Origin of the sequence: Cystobacter fuscus DSM 2262, assembly GCF_000335475.2 — a bacterium.
Taxonomy (GTDB): domain Bacteria; phylum Myxococcota; class Myxococcia; order Myxococcales; family Myxococcaceae; genus Cystobacter; species Cystobacter fuscus.
On record NZ_ANAH02000064.1, the window covers coordinates 201,115 to 227,056 of the forward strand.

The 25,942-nt window shown below is 72.1% G+C and carries 2 protein-coding genes; one reads left to right on the forward strand and one right to left on the reverse strand.

Annotation, left to right across the window (positions count from 1 at the left end):
* Complete coding sequence (locus D187_RS54380) at positions 1–25,548, reverse strand: hybrid non-ribosomal peptide synthetase/type I polyketide synthase (RefSeq protein WP_002630350.1); 25,548 nt, start codon at positions 25,546–25,548, stop codon at positions 1–3.
* A gap of 117 nt (positions 25,549–25,665) precedes the next feature.
* Here D187_RS54380 and D187_RS38225 point away from each other — a divergent pair, with 117 nt between their 5' ends.
* Complete coding sequence (locus tag D187_RS38225) at positions 25,666–25,908, forward strand: YybH family protein (protein WP_002630351.1); 243 nt, start codon at positions 25,666–25,668, stop codon at positions 25,906–25,908.
* Positions 25,909–25,942 lie beyond the last annotated feature (34 nt).

Genomic DNA, 25,942 nt, shown 5'->3' on the forward strand with positions numbered 1-25,942 from the left:
CTACCCGGCCTCCGTTCCTGGCTCCCGCGCCCGCTCGAGCAGGCTCCTCAGCCGCGCGGCCAGGTGCTCCACCAGGGGCAGGGTGACGATGCCGATGTGCGTGCCCGGCTGATCGTGCACCTCCACGCCACCCCGGGCGAGCGGCTCCCAGCCGTACTCCGCCACCGGCACCGCCTTCTCGCCGGGGTAGGCGTCGCTGGCGCGCAGCAGCACCAGCGGGCCTCCGTACGGCTTCGGGTCGTACATCCGCGCGGCGGTCCAGTTGCGCTCGTACACCCGCCACAGGGTCCGCAGCTCCGCGCACGCCGCCTCGTCCAATTGGAGCGCGGCGCTCGCCTCGGGAGGCCCGTCCAGCACCGACCACAGTTCCGCCGAATCCAACCGCTGGAGGAGGTCCGCCGCCCGCGAGTGGTGTGCTCCTATCCGCCGCAGGTGGTTGGTGAACTTGAACACCGCCGGGTTCATCATCCCCGGTTCGAGCGCCTCCAGCTTGAAGCCGCCGTCATTGGCACGCGCGTCCATGATGACCAGCAGGCCCACCCGCTCGCCCCGCTCCTCGAGCTGCCGCGCCATCTCGTAGACCACGCGCGCCCCCATGGACCAGCCGCCCAACAGGTAGGGGCCCTCGGGCTGCACCTCCTGGATGGCTTCCAGGTAGCGCGCGGCCATCTCCTCCACCGTCTTCTCGGTCCCGTTCTCCAGCGACCGGAGGGCGTAGAAGGGCTGGTCCGCGTCCATCCGCTTCGCCAGCTCCAGATAGGTCATCGCGTCGCCGTCCACGCCGTGCACGCAGAAGAAGGGCCTCGCGCCGCCTCCCTTCCTCAGCGCCACCAGCGGTGAGTCCGACGTGATGCCCGAGTCGATGCGCGCCGCCAGGGCCTCCAGCCGCGGGGCCTCGAACAGATCGATCACCGCGAGCCGCGCGTGGAACAGGGTGCCCACACGCGCTACCACCTGCGTGGCCAGCAGCGAGTGTCCGCCCAGCTCGAAGAAGTCGTCGTGCACGCCCACGCGCGGCACGCCGAGCAACTCCCGCCACAGCTCCGCCAGCTTCCGCTCCGTCTCCGTGCGCGGCTCCACGTACGCCTCGCTCGCCTCCCGCTGGGCGGGAGCGGGCAGTGCCTTGCGATCCACCTTGCCATTCGAGGTGAGCGGCATCGTCTCCAGCACCACGAAGGCCGCGGGCACCATGTAATCCGGCAGCCGCTGCTCCAGGAACACGCACAGTCCTCGCTCTTCGAGCGCGTGCCCCGGCTTGCCCACCGCGTACGCCACCAGGTGCTTGTTCCCTCCGGCCTCCTCGCGCGCCACCACCACGCACTCGCCCACGCCGGGGTGCTGGCCCAGCTCCGCCTCCACCTCGCCCAGCTCCACCCGGTAGCCGCGGATCTTCAACTGGTGATCCACTCGGCCGAGGAACTCGATGCGGCCCGTCTCCAGCCACCGCACCCGGTCTCCCGTCCGGTACAGCCGCGCTCCGGCCTCCCCACTGAAGCCGTCCGGAACGAAGCGCTCCGCCGTCAGGTCTGGCCGGCCCTGGTAGCCCCGGCCCACGCTCCGCCCGCCGATGAACAGCTCGCCCGGCACGCCCGGTGGCACGGGCTGGCCGTACCCGTCCAGCACGTAGGCCTTCACGTTCCCCAGCGGCCGGCCCAGCGGCACCGTTCCCGCGCCCCGGGCCCCGCGCTCGACCTTGTCCGCGAGCACTCCCACCGTCGTCTCCGTCGGGCCGTAGTGGTTGAACACCTCGCACTCCGGCGCCAGGGCATGCACCTTCTCCACCAGCGCCCACTCCGAGCGATCCCCCCCCAGCACCAGGCGCCGGCGCGGCAGCACCGCCGCGGCGTCCGCTCCCGACATCAGCGCCTCCAGGTGCGTCGGGACAATCTTCAATCCCTCCACGCCGTGCTCGCGCCCGTGGGCCGCCATCCGCGCCGCGTCCGAGGCCGTCTCCTTGTCCACCAGGTGCACCGCGCCCCCCGCGCACAGCGTGGGGAAGAGCGCCGTGTGGCCCAGGTCCGCCGCCAGCGTCGACACCGAGGCGAAGCTCATCCCCCGGGGCAGCTCCAGGCGCTCGCTCACCGCCGCCACGTAGCTCGCCAGGTGTTGGTGCTCGATGCACACCCCCTTGGGCTGCCCCGTGCTCCCGGACGTGTAGATGACGTACGCCACGTTGTCCGGCCCGGCCCGGGACTCGGGGGCCTCCTCGGGTTGGGCCTCCAGCAACCCGTCCCCGGCGTCCAGGCTCACCAGGAACTCGCCCTGGGCGGGCAGTTCGTTCGCCAGGGACTCCTCGGTGACGATGATCTGGATGCGTGCGTCCTCGAGCACGTGCCGCACCCGCGCCGGCACCCGCGCGGCCGAGGGATCCAACGCCACGTAGGCCCCTCCCGCCTTGAGGATGCCCAGCAGGCCCACCAGCGCGTGCACCCGCCGCTCCACGAACAGGCCCACCCGCGTCTCCGCTCCCACTCCCAATGCCTGGAGCCAGTGCGCGAGCTGGTTGGCCCGCCGCTCCAGTTCCCCGTAGGTGAGCCGCTCGCCGCCCGCGCTCACCGCCACCGCCTCGGGCGTCCTCGCCGCCTGCTCGGAGACGAGCTCATGCAGGCACCGCCGCGCGTAGGGCCTCGCGGTATCGTTCCACTCCACCAGCACCCGCCGCCGCTCCTCCTCCGTCAGCAGCGGCAGCTCGGACAGCCGTGAGCGTTCTCCCCCGGCCACCACGCCCTCCATCAGGCGCTCGAAGTGCCGGGCCATGCGCTCCACCGTGGAGGCGTCGAAGAGGTCCGTGCTGTACATCCACTCGCACACCAGGCCCTCGGCCGTGGGGTTCACCAGCAGCGTCAGATCCAGCTTGGACATCGACTCGGCCGGGTGCTCGTTGCTCAGCGTCAATCCGGGCAGCCTGGGCATCGGCAGGGGGGCGTTCTGCAGCACCAGCTTCACCTGGAAGAGCGGCGCGTGGGCCGTGCTGCGCTCCGGGTTGAGCGCGCGCACCACCTCCTCGAAGGGCACGTCCTGGTGCGCTTGGGCCTCCATCGACACCCGCTTCGCCTGGGCGAGCAGCTCGCCGAAGGTGGGGTTGCCCTCCAGTCCCAGTCGGAGCACGAGCTGGTTGATGAAGAAGCCGATGAGCGGCTCGGTCTCCAGGCGGTTGCGGTTGGCCACGTCCGTGCCCACCACCACGTCCGTCTGCCCCGTATAGCGGTGCAGCAGCGTGTGGAAGCCCGCCAGCAGCACCATGAAGAGCGTGGAGTGCTCGTGCAGGGCGAGCGCCTCCATCTTCCGTGTCAGCTCTCCGCTCCACCTCGACAAGAGCCGGCCTCCCCGGTACGTGCGCGCCGCGGGCCGGGGTCGATCCGCCGGCAGCTCCAGCACCGCCGGCGCTCCCTCCAACCGCCGCCGCCAGTACCCGAGCTGCTCCTCCAGCACCTCGTCCCGCAGCCACTGCCGCTGCCAGGCCGCGTAGTCCACGTACTGCACCGGCAGCGCGGGCAGCCGCGCCGTCCTCCCCTCGTAGCGCGCCGCGTACAGCTCCATCAGCTCGCGCACCAGCACGCCCAGGCTCCAGCCGTCCGAGACGATGTGGTGCAGGGTCAACAGCAGCAGGTGCTCCTCGTCCTGGAGCCACAGCAACGAGGCGCGCAGGAGTCTCCCCTCGGTCAGCACGAAGGGCTTGCGTGCCTCCTCATTCGCCAGCCGCCGCTCCTCACGCTCACGCGCCTCGGTGGGCATCGCTCTCAGGTCCACCCGGCCGAGCCCCCACTCCACCGAGGGGAGCACCCGCTGCGCGGGACCCTCCGGCCCCTGCTCGAAGCACGTCCGGAGTGCCTCGTGCCGGCGCAAGATCTCCTGGAAGGACTGCTCGAGCCCCGCCACGTCCAGCACACCCCGCAGCCGCAGGACGATGGGGACGTTGAAGGTGGGCAGGCCCAGCTCGAGCTGTTCCAGGAACCACAGCCGCTGCTGGGCGAAGGACAGCGGCATGAGCGCCTGGCGAGGCATGGGCCGCAGCGGGGGCGCCTCGAGCGGCCGGGCCAGCCCCATGAGCGCCTCCACGCGCGCGGCCTGCTGCTCCAGGGTCCTCGCCTCGAAGAGCGCCTGGAGGGGCAGCTCCACCTCGAAGGCCCCGCGGATGCGCGACTGCAACCGCGTGGCGAGCAGCGAGTGGCCACCCAGCGCGAAGAAGTCATCCCGCGCGCCCACCCGCTCCAGGCCGAGCAGCTCCCCCCAGAGCGCGGCGAGCCGCTTGCCGGTCTCCGTGTCCGGCGCGAGGAAGGTCTCCCCGGAGGCAGACGCCACGGGCGCCGGGAGCGCCTTGCGATCCAACTTGCCGCTGCGCGTGAGGGGCAGGGCGTCCAGCACCACGAAGGCCGCGGGCACCATGTACTCGGGCAGGCTCTGGCGCAGGACGGCACGCAGGGCGGCCTCCTCCAGCACGTGGCCCGGACGCGGGGTGACATAGGCCACCAGGCCCTCGCCTCCCGGGAGATCCTCGCGCGCCAGCACCGCCACCTCCCGCACCGCCGGGTGGCGGGAGAGCACGCTCTCGATCTCCCCCAGCTCGATGCGCAGCCCGCGCAGCTTCACCTGGAAGTCGACACGCCCGAGGAACTGGAGCTGCCCGTCCGGCGACCACCGGGCCCGGTCTCCCGTGCGGTACAGCCGCGCTCCGGGCTCCGGGCTGAAGGGATGGGGCACGAAGCGCTCGGCGGTGAGCGCGGGCCGGCCCAGGTAGCCGTGGGCCAGTTGTACGCCGCCGATGTACAGCTCTCCGGGCACGCCCACGGGCACGGGGCTCCCCGCGCCGTCCAGCACGTACACCTGGGTGTTGGTCACCGGCCGCCCGATGGGCAGGGGGACCCCGGCGGACTCCCCTCCCGAGACGGGGGCCCAGGTGGCATCGATGGTGGTCTCGGTGGGGCCGTAGAGGTTGGCCAGCCGGACCTGGGGCAGGATCGCGCGCAGGCGCACGCCCAGTTCCGCGCTCAGCGCTTCACCGCCGCAGAGAATCAAGCGCAGGTGCGTGGCCCGGGAGAGGCCGGGCTCCTCCAACATGAAGCGCAGCAGCGAGGGCACCAGTTGCAGCACGTGGATGCGCTCGCGCACCACGCAGTCCACCAGCGCGGTGGGGTCCCGGTGGGCCGTGGGCGGGGCGAGCACCAGCGGACCGCCGACCAGCAGCGAGGCCCAGCACTCCGACACGGCGGCGTCGAAGCTCAGGGTCGTCTTCTGGAGCACCCGATCCCCGGCGCTCAGGCCGAACGTGGAGATGAGCCACGTCATGTTGTTGACCAGGCTCCGGTGGCTCAGCAGCGTGCCCTTGGGCTGGCCCGTGCTCCCGGAGGTGTAGATGACGTAGGCGGGATGCTCCGCCGTCACGCCGGAGTCGAGCGGCGCGGGCGCGTCGTCCGAGCGCATCCACTCGCCCGACTCGAGCGTCACGAGGTGGCCCGCGAAGGAAGGCACGGTGGCGCGCAGGTGTTCCTGGGTGAGCAGCACGGGCGCGCCGGTATCCGCCAGCATGAAGGCGAGGCGCTCGGGGGGCGTGGAGGGATCCATCGGGACGTACGCGGCGCCCGCCTGGAGGATGCCCACCAGGCCCACCATCATCTCCAGTGAACGCTCCACGCACAGCGCGACCCGGTCTCCCGCGCGCACGCCGAGCCCTCGCAGGTGCTGGGCGAGCCGGCGCGCGCGCCGCTCCAACTGGGCATAGGTGAGGGTAGCGCCCTGGAACTCCACCGCCACCGCCTCGGGCGTGCGCGCGGCCTGGGCCTCGAAGAGCGAGTGGACGAGGGTGTCCCGTGGGAAGTCCGCCGCGGTGGCGTTCCATTCCACCAGCACCTGGCGCCGCTCCGTCTCGGACAGGAAGGACAGCGAGGACACACGGCGCTCGGGATGCGCCACCGCGTCCTCCAGCAGCAGGCGCAGGTGCTCCATCATCCGCGCCGCCGTGCCGGCCGAGAACAGATCCGTCCGGTACTCGAGCTCGCCACTCAGCCCGCCCGGGGTCTCGGTGAGGGAGAGCGAGAAGTCGAACCGGGACGTGCCACTGTCCAGGGGCATCGGCTCGATCCTCAGCCCGGAGACGGACAGCGTCTCCGAGGGCGTGTTGAGCAGGGCCAGCATCACCTGGAAGAAGGGCGTACGTCCGAGCTGACGCGGGGGTTGCAGCACCTCGACGAGCTTCTCGAAGGGCACGTCCTGGTGGGCATAGGCGCCGAGCGTGACTTCGCGCACGCGGCCGAGCAGCTCACGGAAGGTGGGGTTGCCCTCCAGCCGCGTGCGCAGCACCAGCGTGTTGACGAAGAAGCCGATGAGCCCCTCGGTCTGCGCCTGCGTGCGGCCGGCGATGGGCGCTCCCACGCACAGGTCCTCCTGCCCGCTGTAGCGCGCGAGCAGGAGCTGGAAGCCCGCCAGCAGTCCCATGAACAGCGTGGCGCCCTCGCGCTGGCACAGCGCCTTCAGCCCGTGCATCAACCTCGGCGACAGCTCGACCTTCAGCGAGGCGCCTGGGTTGAGCGGCTCCGCGGTGCGTGGCCAGTCGGTGGGCAGCTCCAGCGCGGGCGGGACGTCCTCGAGTTGCTGTTTCCAGTAGGTGAGTTGCTGCTCCAGCACCTCCCCCTGGAGCCACTCGCGCTGCCACACGGCGTAGTCCACGTACTGAATGGGCAGCTCCGGCAGCGGCGATGGCTTGCCCGTGGAGAAGGCCTCGTAGAGCGCCACCACCTCGCGGATCAGCACGGCCATGGACCAGCCATCCGAGATGATGTGGTGCATCGTCACCAGCAGCAGGTGCTCCCGGGGAGACAGCCGCAGCACGCGCGTGCGCAGCAGCGGGCCTCGCGCGAGATCGAAGGGCAGGCGGGCCTCGTCACGGGCCAGACGCAGGGCCTCGGCCCGCCGCTGCTCCGGGAGGAGTTGCCCCAGGTCCTCGAGTTCCAGCGTCCAGCCCGTCGCGGGCGCGATGACCTGGCGGGCGATTTCATCGCGGAGCCGGAAGGTGGTGCGCAGCACCTGATGGCGACGCACCAGCTCGGTGAACGTGTTGCGCAGGGCGGTCACGTCGAGCGGGCCCTCCAGGCGCAGCGCGGCGGGCATGTTGTAGAGCGCGGTGCCCGGCTGGTACTGGTCGAGGAACCACAACCGCTGCTGCGCGAACGACAGCTCCGCCTCCACCGAGCGGGGGACGATCACCGGAGCGGACACCCGGCGAGTCGGGGCTGGGAGGATTGCCTGGAGGCGCTGGGCGAGAGCGCGAACGGTGGGGGCTTCGAACAGCTCGCGCAGGGGCAGGTCCACACCGAGGGTCGAGCGCAGACGAGACACCACCTGGGTGGCGAGCAGGGAGTGGCCGCCGAGGTTGAAGAAGTGGTCGTCCACGCTCACGCGCGCCACGCCCAGCACCTGGGCGAAGGTGTCCACCAGCGTCTGCTCCAACGGAGTGGAGGGCGCGACGAAGGGCGTGGCGCCGCGCAGACGGTCGGCGTCGGGGGCGGGCAGCAGACGGCGGGCCAGCTTGCCACTGGGCGTCAGGGGCAGGGCGTCCAGACGCACCAGGGCCGAGGGCAGCATGTACTCGGGCAGACGGCGGGCCAGGGTTTGACGCAGGGCCTCGGGCTCCCAGGCGGTGGAAGGCACGAGCACGACGTAGCCCACCAGGCGCTTGTCGCCGGGGGAGTCCTCGCGCACCACGGACGCCGCGTCCGTGACACCGGGGGCCTCGCGCAGGGCGGCCTCCACCTCACCCGTTTCAATGCGAAAGCCACGCACCTTCACCTGTCCATCCAGGCGGCCGAGGTACTCCAGCACTCCCTCCGCGTTCCACCGGGCCCGGTCTCCGGTGCGGTACAGACGGGCACCGGGGGAGGAGGAGAAGGGGTCGGGGACGAAGCGCTCGGCGGTGAGCGCAGGGCGGGCGTGGTAGCCGAGGGCCAGTTGTTCGCCACCGATGAACAGCTCACCGGGGACGCCGGGTGCGCATGGTTGGCCCTGCGGGTCCAGCACGTAGAGCGGGCAGTGCGGCAGGGGCGAGCCGATGGGTGGCAGACGCGGCCAGTCGGAGGGCGCTCCCTGGAGCCGGTAGGCGCTCACCACATGGCTCTCGGTGGGGCCGTACTGGTTCTCCAGCACGCATTGCGGCAGGCGCTGGAAGAAGGAGACGAGGGCGGGTGTCACCTGGAGTTGCTCGCCCGCGGTGACGACTTCGCGCAGGTGCTCGGGAAGAGGAGCGCCGTGGGAGACGGCGTCGGCGAGGGACTGGAGGGCGACGAAAGGCAGGAAGAGACGCTGCACGCCCTGGCGGGCCATGAGGCCCAGGAGGGCGGGCATGTCGCGGCGCACCTCGGAGGAGGGCAACACGAGGGTGCCACCGGAGCACCAGGTGGAGAAAAGCTCCTGGAAGGAGACGTCGAAGCTGAGGGCGGAGAACTGGAGGGTGGTGGCCGAGGGCAGGGGTGACTGCAGCGACTGCCAGTGCAGCAGGTGGCTCAAGGCCCGATGCGGAAGGAGCACACCCTTGGGCTGGCCGGTGCTGCCCGAGGTGTACAGCAGGTAGCACGGGGCCTCGGGCGACAGCTCCAGCGCGGGCGCGTAGGTGGGCTGGCGCGAGAGGGCCTCGGCCTCGGTGTCCAGACACAGGGTCCGGGAGCCCGAGGGCAGTGAGGACAGGAGGCGCGAGTGGGTGAGGACGAGAGGCGAGCCCGCGTCCTGGAGCATGAAGGCCAGACGCTCGGAGGGGTAGGCCGGGTCGAGGGGCACGTAGGCCGCACCGGCCTTGAGCACGCCCAGCACGCCCACCGCCAACTCCAGCGAGCGTTCCACGCACAGGCCCACGCGATCACCGGGACGCACGCCGAGGCTGCGCAGGTGATGAGCGAGGCGGTTGGCCTGACGCTCCAGGCGGGCGTAGGTGAGCTGGGAGTCCTCGAACACCACGGCCAGAGCGTCCGGAGTCCGAGCGGACTGCGCCTCGAAGAGCTGATGCACGAGCGCGGGAGGCGGAAAGTCCTCGGTGCGTGCATTCCACTCCACCAACACCTGACGCCGCTCCACCTCGGAGAAGAGAGACAGCGAGGACAGGCGGCGCTCGGGATGGGCCACGGCGTCCTCCAACAGCAGACGCAGGTGCTCCATCATCCGCGCCGCCGTGGCGGCCGAGAACAGATCGCTCCGGTACTCCAGCGTGGCGTTCAAGCCGCCCGGGGTCTCGGTGAGCAGCAGGGTGAAGTCGAACTTGGACGTGCCCGTGTCCAGGTCCAACATCTCGAGTTCGAGCCCGGGCACGCTGAGCCGCGCGCTGGGCGCGTTGAGCAACACGAGCGCGACCTGGAAGAAGGGTGTGCGCTCGGGCTGACGCGGAGGCTGGAGCTCCTCGACGAGCTTCTCGAAGGGCACGTCCTGGTGGGCATAGGCTCCGAGCGTCACTTCCCGCACGCGGCCGAGCAGCTCGCGGAAGGTGGGGTTGCCCTCCAGCCGCGTGCGCAGCACCAGCGTGTTGACGAAGAAGCCGACGAGTCCCTCGGTCTGGGTCTGCGTGCGGCCGGCGATGGGCGCTCCGACACAGATGTCCTCCTGCCCGGTGTAGCGCGCCAGCAGGGTTTGCAGACCCGCCAGCAGACCCATGAACAACGTGGCGCCCTCGCGCTGGCACAGCGCTCCGAGTCCCTGGATCAGCGCATGCGGCAGCTCCACCCGCATCGAGGCACCTGGGTGGCGAGTCTCCGCGGTGTGCGGCCAGTCGGTGGGCAGCTCCAGCGCGGGCGGGACGTCCGCGAGCTGCGTTCTCCAGTAGTCGAGCTGTTGCTTCAGCACCTCGCCCTGGAGCCACTCGCGCTGCCACACGGTGTAGTCCACGTACTGGATGGGCAGCTCTGGCAGCGGCGACGGCCTGCCGGTGATGCAGGACTCGTAGAGGGCCACCATGTCCCGGATCAGCACGGCGATGGACCAGCCATCCGAGATGATGTGGTGCAGCGTGATGGGCAACAGGTGCTCGCGCTCCGACAGGCGCAGGAGCCGCGTGCGCAGCAGGGTGCCCCGCGCGAGATCGAACGGCTGGCGCGCGTCCTCGTGTGCCAGACGCAGAGCCTCGGCCCGCCGCTGCTCCGGCGGGAGATGCCCGAGGTCCTCGAGCTCCAGCGTCCAGGCCGCCGCGGGCGCGATGACCTGGAGGGGTTTGCCCTCGCGGACCTGGAAGGAGGTGCGCAGCACTTCATGACGGTGGATCAATCCGGTGAAGGCTCGCTCCAGGGCGGCCACGTCGATCGTTCCCTCGACGCGCAGCGCGGCGGGCATGTTGTAGAGCGCGCTGCCCGGTTGGTACTGGTCGAGGAACCACAGCCGCTGCTGCGCGAACGACAACTCCGCTTCCGTCAGCCCCGTGCGAGCCACTCGCACGGGCGCGCGAGTCTCCCGCTGATCCGTGGACGCGAGGGCTTGAATGCGTCGGGAGAGGGCGCGAACGGTGGGGGCCTCGAACAACTCGCGCAGGGGCAGGTCCACACCGAGGGCGCTGCGCAGACGAGACACCACCTGGGTGGCCAGCAGGGAGTGGCCGCCGAGGTTGAAGAAGTGGTCGTCCACGCTCACGCGCGCCACGCCCAGCACCTGGGCAAAGGTGTCCACCAGCGTCTGCTCCAAGGGCGTGGAGGGCGCGACGAAGGGCGCGGCGCCGCGCAGATGGTCGGCGTCGGGGGCGGGCAGCAGACGGCGAGCCAGCTTGCCACTGGGCGTCAGGGGCAGGGCGTCCAGACGCACCAGGGCCGAGGGCAGCATGTACTCGGGCAGACGTCGGGCCAGGGTTTGACGCAGGGCCTCGGGCTCCCAGGCGGTGGAAGGCACGAGCACGACGTAGCCCACCAGGCGCTTGTCGCCGGGGGAGTCCTCGCGCACCACGGCCGCCGCGTCCGTGACACCGGGGGCCTCGCGCAGGGCGGCCTCCACCTCACCCGTTTCAATGCGAAAGCCACGCACCTTCACCTGTCCATCCAGGCGGCCGAGGTACTCCAGCTCTCCCTCGGCGTTCCACCGGGCCCGGTCTCCGGTGCGGTACAGGCGGGCGCCCGGGGAGGAGGAGAAGGGGTCGGGGACGAAGCGCTCGGCGGTGAGTGCGGGACGGGCGTGGTAGCCGAGGGCGAGTTGCTCGCCACCGATGAACAGCTCACCGGGGACGCCAGGGGCACACGGCTGGCCCTGCGCGTCCAGGACGTAGAGCGGGCAATGGGGCAGCGGCGAGCCGATGGGCGGCAGACGGGGCCAATCAGTCGGAGCGCCGCGCAGCCGGTAGGCGCTCACCACGTGGCTCTCGGTGGGGCCGTACTGGTTCTCCAGCACGCACTGCGGCAGGCGCTGGAAGAAGGAGACGAGGGCGGGAGTGACTTGGAGTTGCTCTCCGGCTGTCACCACTTCGCGCAGACGCTCGGGAAGAGGAGCGCCGTGAGAGACGGCATCGGTGAGGGCCTGGAGGGCAACGAAAGGCAGGAAGAGACGCTGCACGCCCTGGCGGGCCATGAGAGCCAGGAGGGCGGGCATGTCGCGGCGCACCTCGGAGGAGGGCAACACGAGGGTGCCGCCGGAGCACCAGGTGGAGAAAAGCTCCTGGAAGGAGACGTCGAAGCTCAGCGCGGAGAACTGGAGGGTGGTGGCCGAGGGCAGAGAGGACTGGAGCGACTGCCAGTGCAGCAGATGAGACAGAGCCCGGTGCGGAAGGAGCACGCCCTTGGGCCGGCCAGTGCTGCCCGAGGTGTACAGCAGGTAGCACGGCGCCTCGGGCGATAGCTCCAGCGCGGGCGCGTAGGTGGGCTGGCGCGAGAGGGCCTCGGCCTCGGTGTCCAGACACAGGGCCCGAGTGCCGGCATGCAGCGAGGAGCGGAGACGGGAGTGGGTAAGGACGAGAGGCGAGCCCGCGTCCTGGAGCATGAAGGCCAGACGCTCGGCGGGGTAGGCCGGGTCGAGGGGCACATAGGCCGCACCTGCCTTGAGCACGCCCAGCACGCCCACCGCCAACTCCAGAGAACGCTCCACGCACAGCGCGACGCGGTCCCCCGCGCGCACGCCGAGGGAGCGCAGGTGATGGGCGAGGCGGTTGGCCTGACGCTCCAGGCGGGCGTAGGTGAGTTGGGAGTCCTCGAACACCACGGCGAGGGCGTCGGGAGTGCGAGCGGACTGGGCCTCGAAGAGCTGATGCACGAGCGCGGGAGGAGGGACGTCCGCGGTGCGCGCATTCCACTCCACCAATACTTGACGCCGCTCCGTCTCGGGCAGAAGGGCGAGCGAGGACAGGCGGCGCTCGGGATGGGCTACGGCGTCCTCCAACAACAGACGCAGGTGCTCCACCATCCGCGCCGCCGTGGCGGCCGAGAACAGATCGCTCCGGTACTCCAGGGCTCCACTCATTCCCTGGGGTGACTCGGTGAGGATCAGGGTGAAGTCGAACTTGGAGGTCCCGCTGTCCACCTCCAGGGGGTGGAAGGTGAGTCCTCGCGTGGAGATCTCCGCGGAGGGGGTGTTGATCAACACGAGCGCGACCTGGAAGAAGGGCGTGCGCTCGGGCTGACGCGGAGGCTGCAACTCCTCGACGAGCTTCTCGAAGGGCACGTCCTGGTGGGCATAGGCCCCGAGCGTCACCTCCCGCACGCGGCCGAGCAGCTCACGGAAGGTGGGGTTGCCCTCCAGCCGCGTGCGCAGTACCAGCGTGTTGACGAAGAAGCCAATCAACGCCTCCGTCTGGGGCTGGGTGCGGCCCGCGATGGGCGCTCCGACACAGATGTCCTCCTGCCCGGTGTAGCGCGCCAGCAGCGCCTGGAGGCCCGCCAGCAGTCCCATGAACAGGGTGCCCTTCTCATGCCGGCACAGCGTCCTCAGCCCCTGCGTCAGGGCACGCGGGAACGTCACCCGGAGCGAGGTGCCCGGGTTGCTCGTGTTCGCGGTGTGGGGCCAGTCGGTGGGCAACTCCAGTGCGGGGGGCGCATCCGCGAGCTGCTTCCTCCAGTACTCCACCTGTCCCGCGAGCGTGGGCCCGCGCAGCCACTCGCGCTGCCACACGGCGTAGTCCGCGTATTGAATGGGCAGCTCGGGCAGGGGCGAGGACTTCCCCGCGGCGAACGCCTCATAGAGCGCCACCACCTCGCGTACCAGCACCGCGATGGACCAGCTGTCCGAGACGATGTGGTGCATCGTCACCAGCAGCAGGTGCTCGTTCTCCGTGAGCCGCAGCACGCGCGTACGCAACAGCGGCCCATGGGCGAGATCGAACGGCCGGCATGCCTCCTCGCGCGCCAGGCGCAGTCCCTCGGCCCACCGCTCGGCCGGGGCCAGCGCGCCGAGGTCCTCCACCTCCAGCGCGCGCTGCTCGGGGAGGGAGATCACCTGGACCGGAGCGCCCTCCCGGGCCTGGAAGGTCGTGTGCAGGGCCTCGTGGCGGCGCGTCAACTCGGCGAAGGCGCGTCCCAGGGCGGCCACGTCGAGCGAGCCCTCCAGGCGCATCGCCGCGGGCATGTTGTAGAGCGCGCTGCCCGGTTGGTACTGGTCGAGGAACCACAGCCGCTGCTGCGCGAATGACAGCGGCGGGGGTGCCGCGCGGGACACGCGGGGGATGACCTCGCCCTGGATCGCGGGAGCCTCGGTGTGGACCGGGACGGGCGCGGGGGGAGGAGCGACAGGCACAGAGGGCAGTTCCCGGGAGGCGGGACGTTGCCGGGCCAGGGTCGAGAGGACTTCCACCTCACCGTCCGCGCGGTAGCGGGCGGGGGCGCCGGTGCCGTACAGGCGGGCTCCCGTGCCATCGGGCGAGGAGCGGAGCCGGGCACGCGTCACCTCGGGCGCCTTCCAGAAGCCGAGCGGCACCGCGTCGCCCCCCAGGAACAGCTCGCCCACCACGCCCACCGGGGCGCGGCGTCCGGCGGCGTCCAGCACGACACGGGAGGCGCGCGAGTCGTCCTCGTGCGTACCGGGCAACAGGGGCGCGGGCGCCACCACGCGCGCGGAGGCCACTCGCTGGAGCGTCGTGGCCAGGTGGGCGGGGAGTGCGTCGGCCCCGTCCAGCACCAGCGTGCGCACCGGACCGAGCACCTCGGCGGCCTCCGGCATCCGCGCGAGGGCCTCGACGAGCGCGACAGTGCCACGCAGGTGCGCGGGAGGACTTCGCTTCAACGACTCCGCGAGGAGCTGGATGCCATCGGCCTCCACGAGCACGGGTGCGGTGGGCCCGGCCACCGGCTCCTGGCTCTGGCGGCGCAGCACGTCCAGGTGCCGCAGCCCCTCCATCGCGGCCTCATGGCCCAGGCCGAAGTCGACGAGGCAGGCCACCTCGTCCACGTCCGCCCGGCGCAACTGCTCCACCCGGGACGCGAGCGTCTGGGGCGTGCCGAACATCCCCCCCGCCTCCAGGTAGCGCGAGACGCCCCGCTCCAGCAGCACCTCCACGTCCTGGGGCGTGAGGTCGCGCACGTCGAGCCCCAGTCCCTGGCTGGCCACCAGCCCGTTGAACAGCTCCACCGAGCTGCGGAAGTAGCGCATGAGCGGCTCGCGCGCCTGGCGCTTCACGTCCTCCGGGCTGCCCGCCACGAAGGTGTGGAGCATCAGCACCACGTGGCCCCGGTCATGCCCCGCCTCGCGCCGCGCCTGCCGGTAGAGGGCGATCTTCCGCGCCAGCTCCTCGAAGTCCTGTCCGAGCCCCAGCACGTTGGTGAGCAGTCCCGCGCCCAGCGCTCCGGCCAGCCGGAAGGTGTCTGGGTTGAAGGCGGCGGTGATCCACACGGGCAGTTCCGCCTGCACCGGGCGGGGGCGGATGGTGATGTCCACCTCGTTGCCGGCGCCGTTGGTCCGGCGCACGCCGCCGCCCTTCCAGAGGGTGCGGATCTCCTCGAGTCCCCGCCGCAGGGCCTCGGGGCGCTGCTGGAAGTTCTCCGGCGCGAAGACGAAGTCGTTGGGGTTCCACCCCGTGGCGAAGGACACGCCGGCCCGGCCGTTGGAGAGGTTGTCGATGACGGACCACTCCTCGGCCACGCGGATGGGATCATGCAGCGGAAGCACCACGCTGCCCGCGCGCAGGGACACCCGCTCGGTGATCATCGCCAGCGCCGCGCTGGTGGCGGTGGGGCTCGGGTAGGGGCCGCCGAAGGCATGGAAGTGCCGCTCGGGTGTCCACACCGCGCTGAAGCCGTGCGTGTCGGCGAACCTCGCCCCGTCCAGCAGGAGCTGGTACTTGCGCCGCCCCGAGGCCTCCGCGTCATTGGCGAAGTAGAAGAGGCTGAAGTCCAGGGGCCGCGTCGCGGACGGCTCCGGACGCAACGCCACGAGCCGCGACGGAGCACGTGCCGGGAAGACGACCTGGAGTCCCCGGGTGAGCGCCCAGAGCAGCTCCAGGCCCGAGGGATCGGCGGCGTCCGGGAGGCACCACCAGGTCTCGCCCGGGCGGGCCTCGACGCGGGCATCCAGCGCGGAGAAGCGCTCGAGCAGGTTGTGGTGGCTCCACATGACCCGGGCCCGCTCGCCGTGCTCCGGCTCGCGCACCAGGCAGGCCAGGCCGTTGCCGTCCACGGCCGGCGCGAGGGTCTCGGGAGGGCGCGCATCGGACAGCTCAAGGCGCAGGAGGTGGGCCTCGTCCAGCCCCGGAGGCAGCGGTGCCGAGGGGCTCGTAATAAGGAGGGGGGTGGCCTCTTCCCGGCCGAGCGCGGACAGCTCCTCGGACGGCGAGACGAGGGCATAGGCGCCACCAGCGGCCAGCACGCCCCACAGGGCCACGGCCCGCTCGGCAGAGGGCTCCAGGTCCACGGCCACGGGAATCCCCGGCCCCACGCCGCGCGTCCGCAGCCGGGAGGCGAGCGCGAGCGCGTGGGCACGCAGGGCCCGCCAGCTCAGGGTCTGGTCTCCCTGGCGGATCGCCACCGCGTCCGGAGTGCGTCCGGCCTGGGTGGACAGCAGGGCGGGCAGGGAGGTGCCCTGGGAGGCGGAGGCGCCGGGCAGCTGCGTTGCTCGCGGGGGCCCGTCGAGGGAGAGCTGGGACAGGGGCTTGTCCGGCGAGGCCAGCGCGTCGGTGAGCAAGGCCTCCAGTTGCGAGAGCAGCCGGACGATGGTGGAGGTGTCGAACAGATCGACGGCGTACTCCAGCGTGCCGGAGAAGCCCTGGGCGTCCTCGCGCATGAGCAGCGACATGTCCGCGAGCGAGGTGCCGTACTGAGCGGGCAACTCCGTGACGTCGAAGTAGCTCAACTTCGGGCCGGGCAGCTCGAGCAGGGGCGCGGACACGCCCTGGGTGTGCAGCAGGAAGATGGCGTCGAACAGGCGCGACAGCCGGGCCTCCTCACCGGGCTCCAGCTCTCCGAGGAGTTGCTCGTAGGGCACGTCCGGGTGGGCGAAGGCGGAGAGGGTGGTGTCGCGCACGCGCAGCGCGAGCGCGCGGAAGCTCGGGTCGCTGGCCAGGGAAGTGCGCAGCGCCAGGGCATGGGCCACATAGCCGATCTGCGGCTCCAGCTCGGGGCGGGTCCGGTTGCCGATGGAAGTGCCGACGACGATGTCGTCCTGACCCGTGCACCGGGCCAGCCAGGCCTTGAAGCCCGCGAGCAGCGTCATGTACGGCGTGAGGCCCTCGCGCTGGCCGAAGGCGTGGAGGGCGGCGCCGAGCGCCCGGGGGAAGGCGAACGCGTGACGGGCGCCCCGGCGGCGCGTACCAGGCACGCGCGGGCGATCCAGGAGCAGGGGGAGGGGTCCGGGACGCCGCGCGAGCTGCTGGCGCCAGTAGGTCTGCTGGGCCGCGAGCGAGCCATCGGCCAGGGCGCGGCGCTGCCAGAGGGTGAAGTCGATGTACTGGAGGGGCAGCGCGGGCACGGGCACGGGCTGGCCGGTGAGCAGCCCGCTGTAGAAGACCATCGCCTCCCCGATGAAGTTCACCAGGGAGATCGTGTCCGCCACGAGGTGATGGATGGTGAGCAGCAGCACGTGCTCGGCCTCGGCCATCCGCAGCAGTTGCACCCGGACCAGCGGACCCTGGGCGAGCGGGAACGGCGCGGTGGGCGCGAGGCGGGCCAGTCGCATCGCCTCGGCCTCCCGGTCCCCGGCGAAGCCGCTCAGATCCACCACCGGCAGGGACACGCGCACCTCGGGAAGGATGCGCGGCCAGGCCTTGCCGTCCACCTGGGGGAAGACGGTGCGCAGCGACTCGTGCCGGCGGAGCACCTCGTTGATGCCGCGCTCCAGCAGCTCGGGACGCAGCGCGCCGGAGAGCCGGACCGCGAGGGGCTCGTTGAACAGGGAGCTGCCCGGCTCGCGCAGCTCCATCTCCCAGACGCGCTCCTGCACGTAGGACAGGGGAATGGGCTCGGGGCGGGGAACGGGCCGCATCGCCGTCGCGGTTGCCTCGCCCGAGCGCGGCTCCACCTGGAGCCGGGCCTCGATGCGCGCGGCCAGGGTGGCGATGGTGGGCGCCTCGAACAGATCATTGAGCGGAATCTGGGCCTGGAAGGTCTCGCGCAACCGGGTGAGCAACTGCGCCGCCATCAGCGAGTTGCCGCCCAGGTCGAGGAAGTTGTCGTCCGGGCCGATGTCCTCCACGCCCAGCCGCTCCCGCCACAGCTCCGTCAGCCGTTGCTGGATGTCGCCGAGGGGCGCGCGGCGCACGGGGGCTTCGGCGGCGGGCACGGGCGCGGGGGGCGGCGGAGGCGTCGGGACAGCCGCCACCCCGGGGAGGGACTCGGTGGGCGTGGCGGGCCGCTGCTCCAGGGGGAAGCGGGTCTCCTCGAACGGGTAGCCCGGGAGCGGGATGCGGCGGCGGCGCTCGTGGGCGTGGAAGCCGTTCCAGTCCACGGCCGCGCCCGCGCGCCAGAGCGAGCCCAGTGACTCCAGCAGCGTCTGGGAGTCGGAGGCGGACGTGCCACTGCGGCGCAGCGAGGGCACTCCGAGTGCCGTGCGCTCGGCGCGCAGCCGGGGCCGGGCGAGCGCGGTGAGGTTCTGGTCCGGGCCGGTCTCGATGAACCAGCTCCAGCCCGCCTCCACGAGCGTGCTCAAGCCCGAGGCGAAGCGCACGGGCTCGCGCATCTGCCGGGCCCAGTAACGCGGGGACGTCGCCTCCTCGGGGCGGATCCACGTGCCGGTGAGGCTGGAGATGTAGGGGATGGAGGGGGGATTCAGGGTGAGCCCGGCCACGACGCGCTCCAGGCCAGCCATCAACGGCTCCACGGCGCGCGAGTGGAACGCATGCGCCGAGGACAGGCGCATCAGGCCCACGTGCCGCCCGGCCAGCGTGCGCTCCAGGGCGTCCAGGGCCTCGAGAGGACCGGACACCGTGCAGCGATCCGGGCCGTTGAGGGCGGAGAGCTCCACGGCCTCGGGCAGGAGCGGCGCCAGGGCCTCGGCGGAGAGCCCCACCGCGAGCATGCCGCCCGGGGGGAGCTGGGCCATGAGCTCCCCGCGGATGACGGCCAGCCGGAGCGCGTCCTCCAGGGAGAGCACGCCCGACACACACGCCGCCGCGTACTCACCGAAGCTGTGGCCGAGCAGCGCGGACGGCTCGAAGCCGAAGCTCCGCCACAGTCGGGCGAGGGCGAGCTCCACGGCCAGCAGCGCGGGCAGCGCGATGCGGGGAGAGGAGAGGAGGGACTCGGCGGCGGCCTCGGCACCCGGCTCGGGGAAGAGCACCGGGAGCAGCGGCTCCGTCAGGCCCGCGGCGGGCAGGAGCGCGAGGCACGCGTCCAGCTCCTTCCGGAAGAGGGGCTCGGCGGCGTACAGCTCCTGGGCCATGCGCACGGACTGCGCGCCCTGACCGGGGAAGAGGAAGGCCACGCGGCGCGAGCGGGCGGCGTTCAGCTCACGTACCTCGGACGGAGGGCCGGCCTCCTCCAGCGCGCGCACGAGTCCCGCGGCGTCCTCCACGACGAGTGCCCGGCGGAACTCGAAGGCCTTGCGCCCCACGTGCTGGGTGAAGGCCAGGTCCGCGAGGTTCACCTCCGGGTGTTTCTCCACGAAGCCGGCCAGCGCGCGGCCCATCGCCTCCAGGGCGGAGGCGCTCCGGGCGGACAGGGTGACGAGCTGCCGGGGGCGGTGGCTGCCCTGCCCGCCGTCCTGTCGCGGCGCCTCTTCCAGCACCACGTGGGCGTTGGTGCCACCGATGCCGAACGAGCTGACTCCGGCCCGCCTGGGGCCCTCGGTGCGCGTCCAGGGGCGGGGGGCGGTGTTGACGAAGAACGGACCGCGCTCGAAGTCGATCTCCGGATTGGGGCGCTCGAAGTGGAGGCTCGGGGGGATTTCTCCGTGGTGCAGCGCGAGGGCGGCCTTGATGAGACCGGCGATGCCCGCGGCGGTGTCCAGGTGCCCGATGTTGGTCTTCACCGAGCCGATGGCGCAGTAGCCGGTGAGGCTCGTCTGGGCGCGGAAGGCGCGGGTGAGCGCGGCGATCTCGATCGGATCTCCCAGCGAGGTGCCGGTGCCGTGGGCCTCCACGTAGCCGATGCTGGAGGCGTCGACGCCGGCCGAGGCGAGCGCGCGGGAGATGACCTGGCTCTGTCCCTGGACGCTGGGCGCGGTGTAACTGACCTTGGCGGCGGCGTCGTTGTTGAGCGCCGAGCCCTTGATGACGGCGTAGATGGAGTCCCCGTCGCGCACGGCGTCCGCGAGCCGCTTGAGCACCACCACGCCCAGGCCGTTGCCGAGCACGGTGCCCCGGGCGCTCGCGTCGAACGCGCGGCAGTGGCCGTCGGGGGAGAGGATCATCCCTTCCTGGAAGAGGTAGCCGGTGCGCTGGGGCAGGGACACCTTCACCGCGCCGGCCAGCGCGAGGTCCGACTGGCGGGTGCGCAGGCTCTGGCAGGCGAGGTGCACGGCCACGAGCCCCGTGGAGCAGGCGGTGTAGACGTTGAGGCTCTCGCCGCCGAGCTGGAGCTTGTAGGCCGTCTTGGTGGCCACGTTCTCGCCGGTGGTGGTGCCCAGCGCCTCGAACAGCGAGGCGGGATCCTTCCGGGTCTGCCCGAGCACCGCCAGCACGTGCGTGCTCGAGCTGCCCGCGCCGGCGTAGAGGGAGATGGGCTCGTGGAAGCGCTCCGGGTCATGGCCGGCGTCCTCGAGCGCGTGCCAGGCGCACTGGAGGAAGAGCCGCTGCTGCGGATCCATCCACGTCGCCTCGCGGGGGGACAGCTCGAAGAAGCCGGCATCGAAGCCCTCGGCGCCCTCGAGGATGCCGCCGGCGGGGACGAAGTCCGGATGGGTGCGCAGTGCCTCGGAGAACAGGGGCGAGGGCTCCAGCTCCTCCGGGGCGAAGCGCGAGATGGACTCCACGCCCTGGCGCAGGTTCTCCCAGAAGGCGTGCACATCGGCGGCGCCCGGGAAGCGCCCGGCCATGCCGATGAGGGCGATGTCGTGGGAGTCCTCGTCGGAAGCCGTGCGCCGGGGCTCGGCGGCGGGGGCCGGACGCTCGCTCTGGAGCCGCGCCGCGAGGGCGCTCACGGTGGGGTGCTCGAAGAGGTGGGTGACGGGGACGTCGTGGCCCAGCTCGTCGCGCAGGTGCGTGCTCGCCTTCACCACGAGCAGCGAGCTGCCGCCCAGGTCATCGAAGAAGTGGTCATGCGGCCCCACGTGGGGCACCTGGAGCACGCGCGCCCAGACGGAGGCGATGCGCTGCTCCAGCTCGGAGCGGGGCTCGGTGGAGGGTGCCGGGGGCACGGGGCTGGCCTGCTCGGGCGAGGGCAGCGCCTGACGATCCACCTTGCCGCCCGGGGAGAGGGGCAGCGCGTCCAACCGGACGATGGCGGAGGGCACGAGCGCGTCGGGAAGCCGCTCGCGCAGGAAGCGCCGGAGGGCCGCGGGCTCCACGTCCTCGCCGGCCACGACATAGGCCACCAGCCGCGACTCGCCAGCGTGCTCCCGCACGAGCACCACGACCTGACGCACGCCGGGGTGCTGGGCCAGCGCGGCTTCCACCTCGCCGAGCTCCACGCGCACGCCGCGCACCTTCACCTGGGCATCGCGCCGGCCGAGGAACTCCAGCCGCCCATCCGGCGACAGGCGCACGCGGTCCCCCGTCCGGTACAGCCGCGCACCGGGGATGGAGGAGAAGGGGTGGGGAACGAAGCGCTCGGCGGTGAGCGTGGGGCGGTGGAGGTAGCCCCGGGCCACGCCAGCGCCGCCCACGTACAGCTCTCCGGGGACGCCCACGGGCACGGGCTCCAGGCGTGCGTCGAGCACGTACGTCCGGGCGCCCGCGATGGGCCGGCCGATGGACGGCTGGCGGGGATCCACGTCGGGGTCGATCGTGGCGCAGACGCTTGCCTCGGTGGGGCCGTAGGCATTGAGGAAGCGGCGGCCGGGCTTCCAGCGTCGGGCCAGCTCCGGGGTGCAGGCCTCGCCCACGGAGGCCACCACGTGCAGGTGGGGCAGGGCCTCGGGCTCCAGCGGGGCGAGCGAGGTGGGCGTGGCGGTGATGACGGTGATGCGCTCGTCGGCGAGCACCTTCTGGAGCGGGGGCCCGGGCAGCAGCGACTCGGGCGGAGCGAGCACCAGGTGGGCGCCGGAGAGCAGCGTGGAGAAGAGCTCGCTGACGGAGGCATCGAAGCCGATGGACGCCATCTGCAGCATCCGTTCGCCAGGGCGCAGGCCGAGTGCCTCGTGGGTGGCGCGGGCGGTGTTGCACAGGCCGCGGTGTTCCAGCAGGGTGCCCTTGGGCGTGCCGGTGGAGCCGGAGGTGAAGATGACGTAGGCGAGGTGCCCGGGGGTGACGGCGGGTGCGGGCGACAGCGCCGTCTCGGGCTGTGCGTCCAGGGCCGGACCATCCCCATCCAGGAGCACCAGCAGCTCACCTTGGGAGGCGAGCTGATCGGCCAGGGCCTCGCGGGAGATGATCACGGGCACCTGGGCTTCCCGGAGCATCAGCGCGAGACGGGCGGAGGGGTAGCTGGGATCGAGCGGCAGGAAGGCGCCGCCGGCCTTGAGCACGCCGAGCACGGCGATGGCCCACTCGGGCGTGCGCTCCAGGTGAACGCCCACCACCATCTCCGGCCCGACGCCGAGCGAGGCCAGGTGCCAGGCGAGCTGGTTGGCGCGCGCGTCGAGCTGCCGGTAGGACAGGGTGCTGGTGCCGAGGGAGACGGCGGGAGCGTCGGGGGTGCGGCGGACCTGCTCCTCGAAGAGGAGGTGCGCACAGGAGTCGGGAGTCGCGGGCGCGGTGTGGCTCCACTCCACGAGGGCGCGGTGGCGCTCGGGCGCGGAGAGCAGGGGCAGCGCGTGCACGGGGCGCTCCGGAGCGGCGGCGGCCCCTTCGAGCAGCAGACACAGGTGCGCGAGCATGCGCGAGACGGTGCTCGCGTCGAAGAGATCGGTGGCGTACTCGCCCAGCAGCTCCAGGCCGTGGGCGGACTCGGTGACGGAGAGGGTGAGGTCGAGCTTGGTGGCGCCGGTGTCCCCGAGGGAGCTGTCGAGGACGAGGCTCGCGCCCGGAGGCGTGGAGGGGGCGTCCTGGAGCACGAGCTTCACCTGGAAGAGGGGCGCGTGGGCGAGGCTGCGCTCGGGGTTGAGCGCGCGCACCAGCTCGTCGAAGGGCAGGTCCTGGTGGGCCTGGACGCCGAGCACGCCCGCGTGGACCCGGGCGAGCAGCTCACGGAAGGAGGGGGCGCCGCGCAGATCTCCACGAACGGGGAGCGGATTGACGAAGAGGCCGATGAGTCCAGCGATTTCGGGCCGCGTGCGGTGGGCGAGGTCCACGCCGACGACGAGCTCCTCCTGGCCGGAGTAGCGGTGCAGCAGGAGCTGGAAGCCGGCGAGCAGGGCGACGAAGGGGGTGGTGCACTCGCGGTGGGCGAGCGCCTTCACGCGGGCCCAGGACTCGTGCTCGAGGCGGTGCACCACGTGGGCGCCCTGGTAGGACTGGGACGGGGGCCGGGGGCGATCCCCGGGCAGCTCCAGCACGGGCGGGGCGCCGGCGAGGTACGTGCGCCACCAGCCGAGCAGCGCCTCGAGCCGCGCGCCGCGCAGCGACTCGCGCTGCCAGACGGCGTAGTCGGCGTATTGCAGGGGCAGGGCGGGAAGGGAGGGCGTGCGGCCGGTGGAGAGGGCCGAGTAGAGCGCCTCCAGTTCGCGCACGAGGACGCGCAGGGACCAGCCATCGGAGATGATGTGGTGGGGCGTGAGCAGCAGCAGATGCCGCTCGGCGCCGAGCCGCACCAGGGTGGCGCGGAGCAGCGGTCCGCGAGAGAGGTCGAAGGGGCGCCGGGCCTCCTCGCGCGCGAGCCGTTGGGCTTCCCGCTCGCGGGCGTTCTCGGGCAGGGCGCTCAGGTCGACGACGCCGAGGGCCAGGACCAGCTCCTCGAGGATGTGCTGGGAGGGCTCGCCGCGCTCCTCGCGGAACACGGTGCGGAGCGTCTCATGGCGGCGCACGAGGGCCTGGAGACTCTTCTCCAGGGCGGACACGTCGAGGGGGCCCGTCACGCGGGAGACCACGGGGACGTTGTAGAAGGCGCTGCCGGGCTCGAGCCGATCGAGGAACCACAGCCGCTGCTGGGCGAAGGAGAGGGGCAGGGGCCGGTCGCGAGGCGCGCGGGGGATGGAGCCCCGGGGAGAGGCGGAGGCCTGGCGCGCGGAGATCTCCCGGGCCAGCTCGGAGGCGCTCACGCCCCGCAGCAGGGTCTCCATGGGCAGGGCGACGCCCAGGTCCTGCTCCAGCGCGTGCGCGAGTTCCACCGCGGCGAGGGAGTCCAGTCCCAGCCGGGTGAGGGGCTGGTGCGGCTCAAGGGAGTGGGCGCGAGCGCCTAGCCGCGTGGCGATGAGCGCCAGCACGCGGGCCTCCACGGAGTCGGCGGGAGCGGCCGGAGAGGCGGGTGACGCGGAGGGAGGGGGCGTGGGCTCCGAGGCCCGCCAGACGTGGACGGCGCGCAGCTCACCGGCGAGGAACGCGGCACGGCAGGCGCGGCGCTGCACCTTGCCGCTGGACGTCTTGGGCAGACTGCCGGGCTGGATGAGCACGAGCGCGTGGGGCCGCACCTCATGCCGCTCGGCGAGGCGTTGCCGGAGGAGGGCGGCGAGCTCCTCCACGGTGCCGTCGAGCTTGCGCGCGTCCACCTCCTGCACGACGACGAGACGCTCCTCGCCGTCCTCCTCGATGCCGAAGGCGGCGCCGCAGCCGGGCCGGAGCGCGGGGTGGCTCTGCTCGACGGTGAACTCGAGGTCCTGGGAATAGAGGTTGCGGCCGCGCAGGATGAGCAGATCCTTGCGCCGTCCGGTCACATACAGCTCGTGTCCATCGAGGAACCCGAGGTCCCCGGTGCGCAGGAAGGGGCCCTCGCCGCTGGCGGTGTGGGCGGAGAAGCCGAGCACGGACTCCTCGGGCTGTTGCCAGTAGCCCTGGGCGACGCTGGGGCCCTTCACCCAGATTTCGCCGACCTCGCCCGGGGGCAGCTCGCGGAGGGACTCCGGCTCGACGATGGCGATGCGCTGGTCCTGGAGCGACGTGCCACAACCGACCAGCGTCCGTGCGGCCTCGTGGGTGGGGGGAACCACGGCGAGGCCCCGCTCCAGCGAGGAGGCGTCCACGTCGCGCAGGAGGGGGGGAGCGGAGGCGAGGCCTCCCGAGACGATGAGGGTGGCCTCGGCGAGGCCATAGCAGGGATAGAAGGCCTCGCGGCGGAAGCCGTGGGGGGAGAAGGCCTCGGTGAAGCGGTCGAGCGTGGCGGGGCGGATGGGCTCGGCGCCGCAGAAGGCGATTTGCCAGCGGCTCAGGTCGAGCCCCTCGCGCTGCTCGGGGGGGATGCGGCGCACGCACAGCTCGAAGGCGAAGTTGGGGCCGCCGCTGATGGTGCCGCCGAGGCGGGTGATGGCCTCCAACCAGGCGCGAGGGCGCTTGAGGAAGGACAGCGGCGACAGGAGGGCGGTGTGGAAGCCCTGGGCGAGGGGCACGAGGATGCCGCCGATGAGCCCCATGTCGTGGTAGGGCGGCAGCCAGATGACGCCCACGCTGTCGTCGCGCGTCTGGAAGGCGCCGCGGATGAGCGCCAGATTGTGCAACAGATTGGCGTGGCTGAGCATCACGCCCCGGGGCGTGCCGGTGGAGCCGGAGGTGTACTGGAGGAAGGCGAGCGACTCGGGGCCCGCGGAGGGTTTGCGCCAGAGCGTCTCGCCGCCGGGGGAGAGGGTATCGGTGGCCACCCAGCGCAGGGCCTTCAGGTCGGGGGCGTCCTGGAAGAGCGCCTCCACCATGGACAGGACGAAGGAGGTGGTGAGCACCACGGTGGCGCGGGCGTCGTGGATGATGGCGCGCAGGCGCGGCAGCGTGCGCTCCAGACGCGAGGGATCCGGCGGATAGGCGGGCACGGCGACGAGGCCGGAGAAGAGGGTGCCGAAGAAGCCGGAGACGTAGTCGGTGCCGGGGGGATAGAGCAGCACGGCGCGCTCGCCGGGGGGAGCCAGCTCCTGGAGGGCGGCCCCGATGCGCCGCGCGCGGGTGAACAGCTCGCCGTAGGTCAGGGCGGCTTCGTCTGCTCCCTCGTCATCCAGGAAGGTGTACAGGCGCTGCTCGGCACGGGTGGAACTGCGCTCTTCGAGCAGATCAACGAGGGAGCGGGGCTGGGACATGAGCGGGGGGCGGGGGCTGGAGTGTCGAAGCGGACGTATCTGGGGGTGAAGACTACGTCACTTCGGGGTGACATCGGCGAGGCAGGAGCCCTGGGCCTGGCTTCTCGTCTGGGTAGAATGGCCGACCGAGAGGACATCCTCGCCATTCCTGGCACCATCCTGTCCGTCGAGTCCGATGACCTGCGAGTCCATGTCTACGGAGACGTCGGAGTCCTCACGGGCCGGCAGCACGCCCGGGTGCGGTTGGAGGACGGCACGATCGTGGACGATGTAGGCACCTTCACGGATATCGCTCTCAGACGCGGAGGACGATGGCGGATGGTTCTCGCCCACAGCGTTCCCCTGTCGGCCTCCCCCTGAGTCCTGGTGGTTCTTCAAACAAACCTCCAATCGC

What these genes read in the sequence shown, in the direction of transcription:
- D187_RS54380 (WP_002630350.1), bottom strand. Translation starts at nt 25,548, where the DNA reads ATGTCCCAGCCCCGCTCCCTCGTTGATCTGCTCGAAGAGCGCAGTTCC.
- D187_RS38225 (WP_002630351.1), top strand. Translation starts at nt 25,666, where the DNA reads ATGGCCGACCGAGAGGACATCCTCGCCATTCCTGGCACCATCCTGTCC.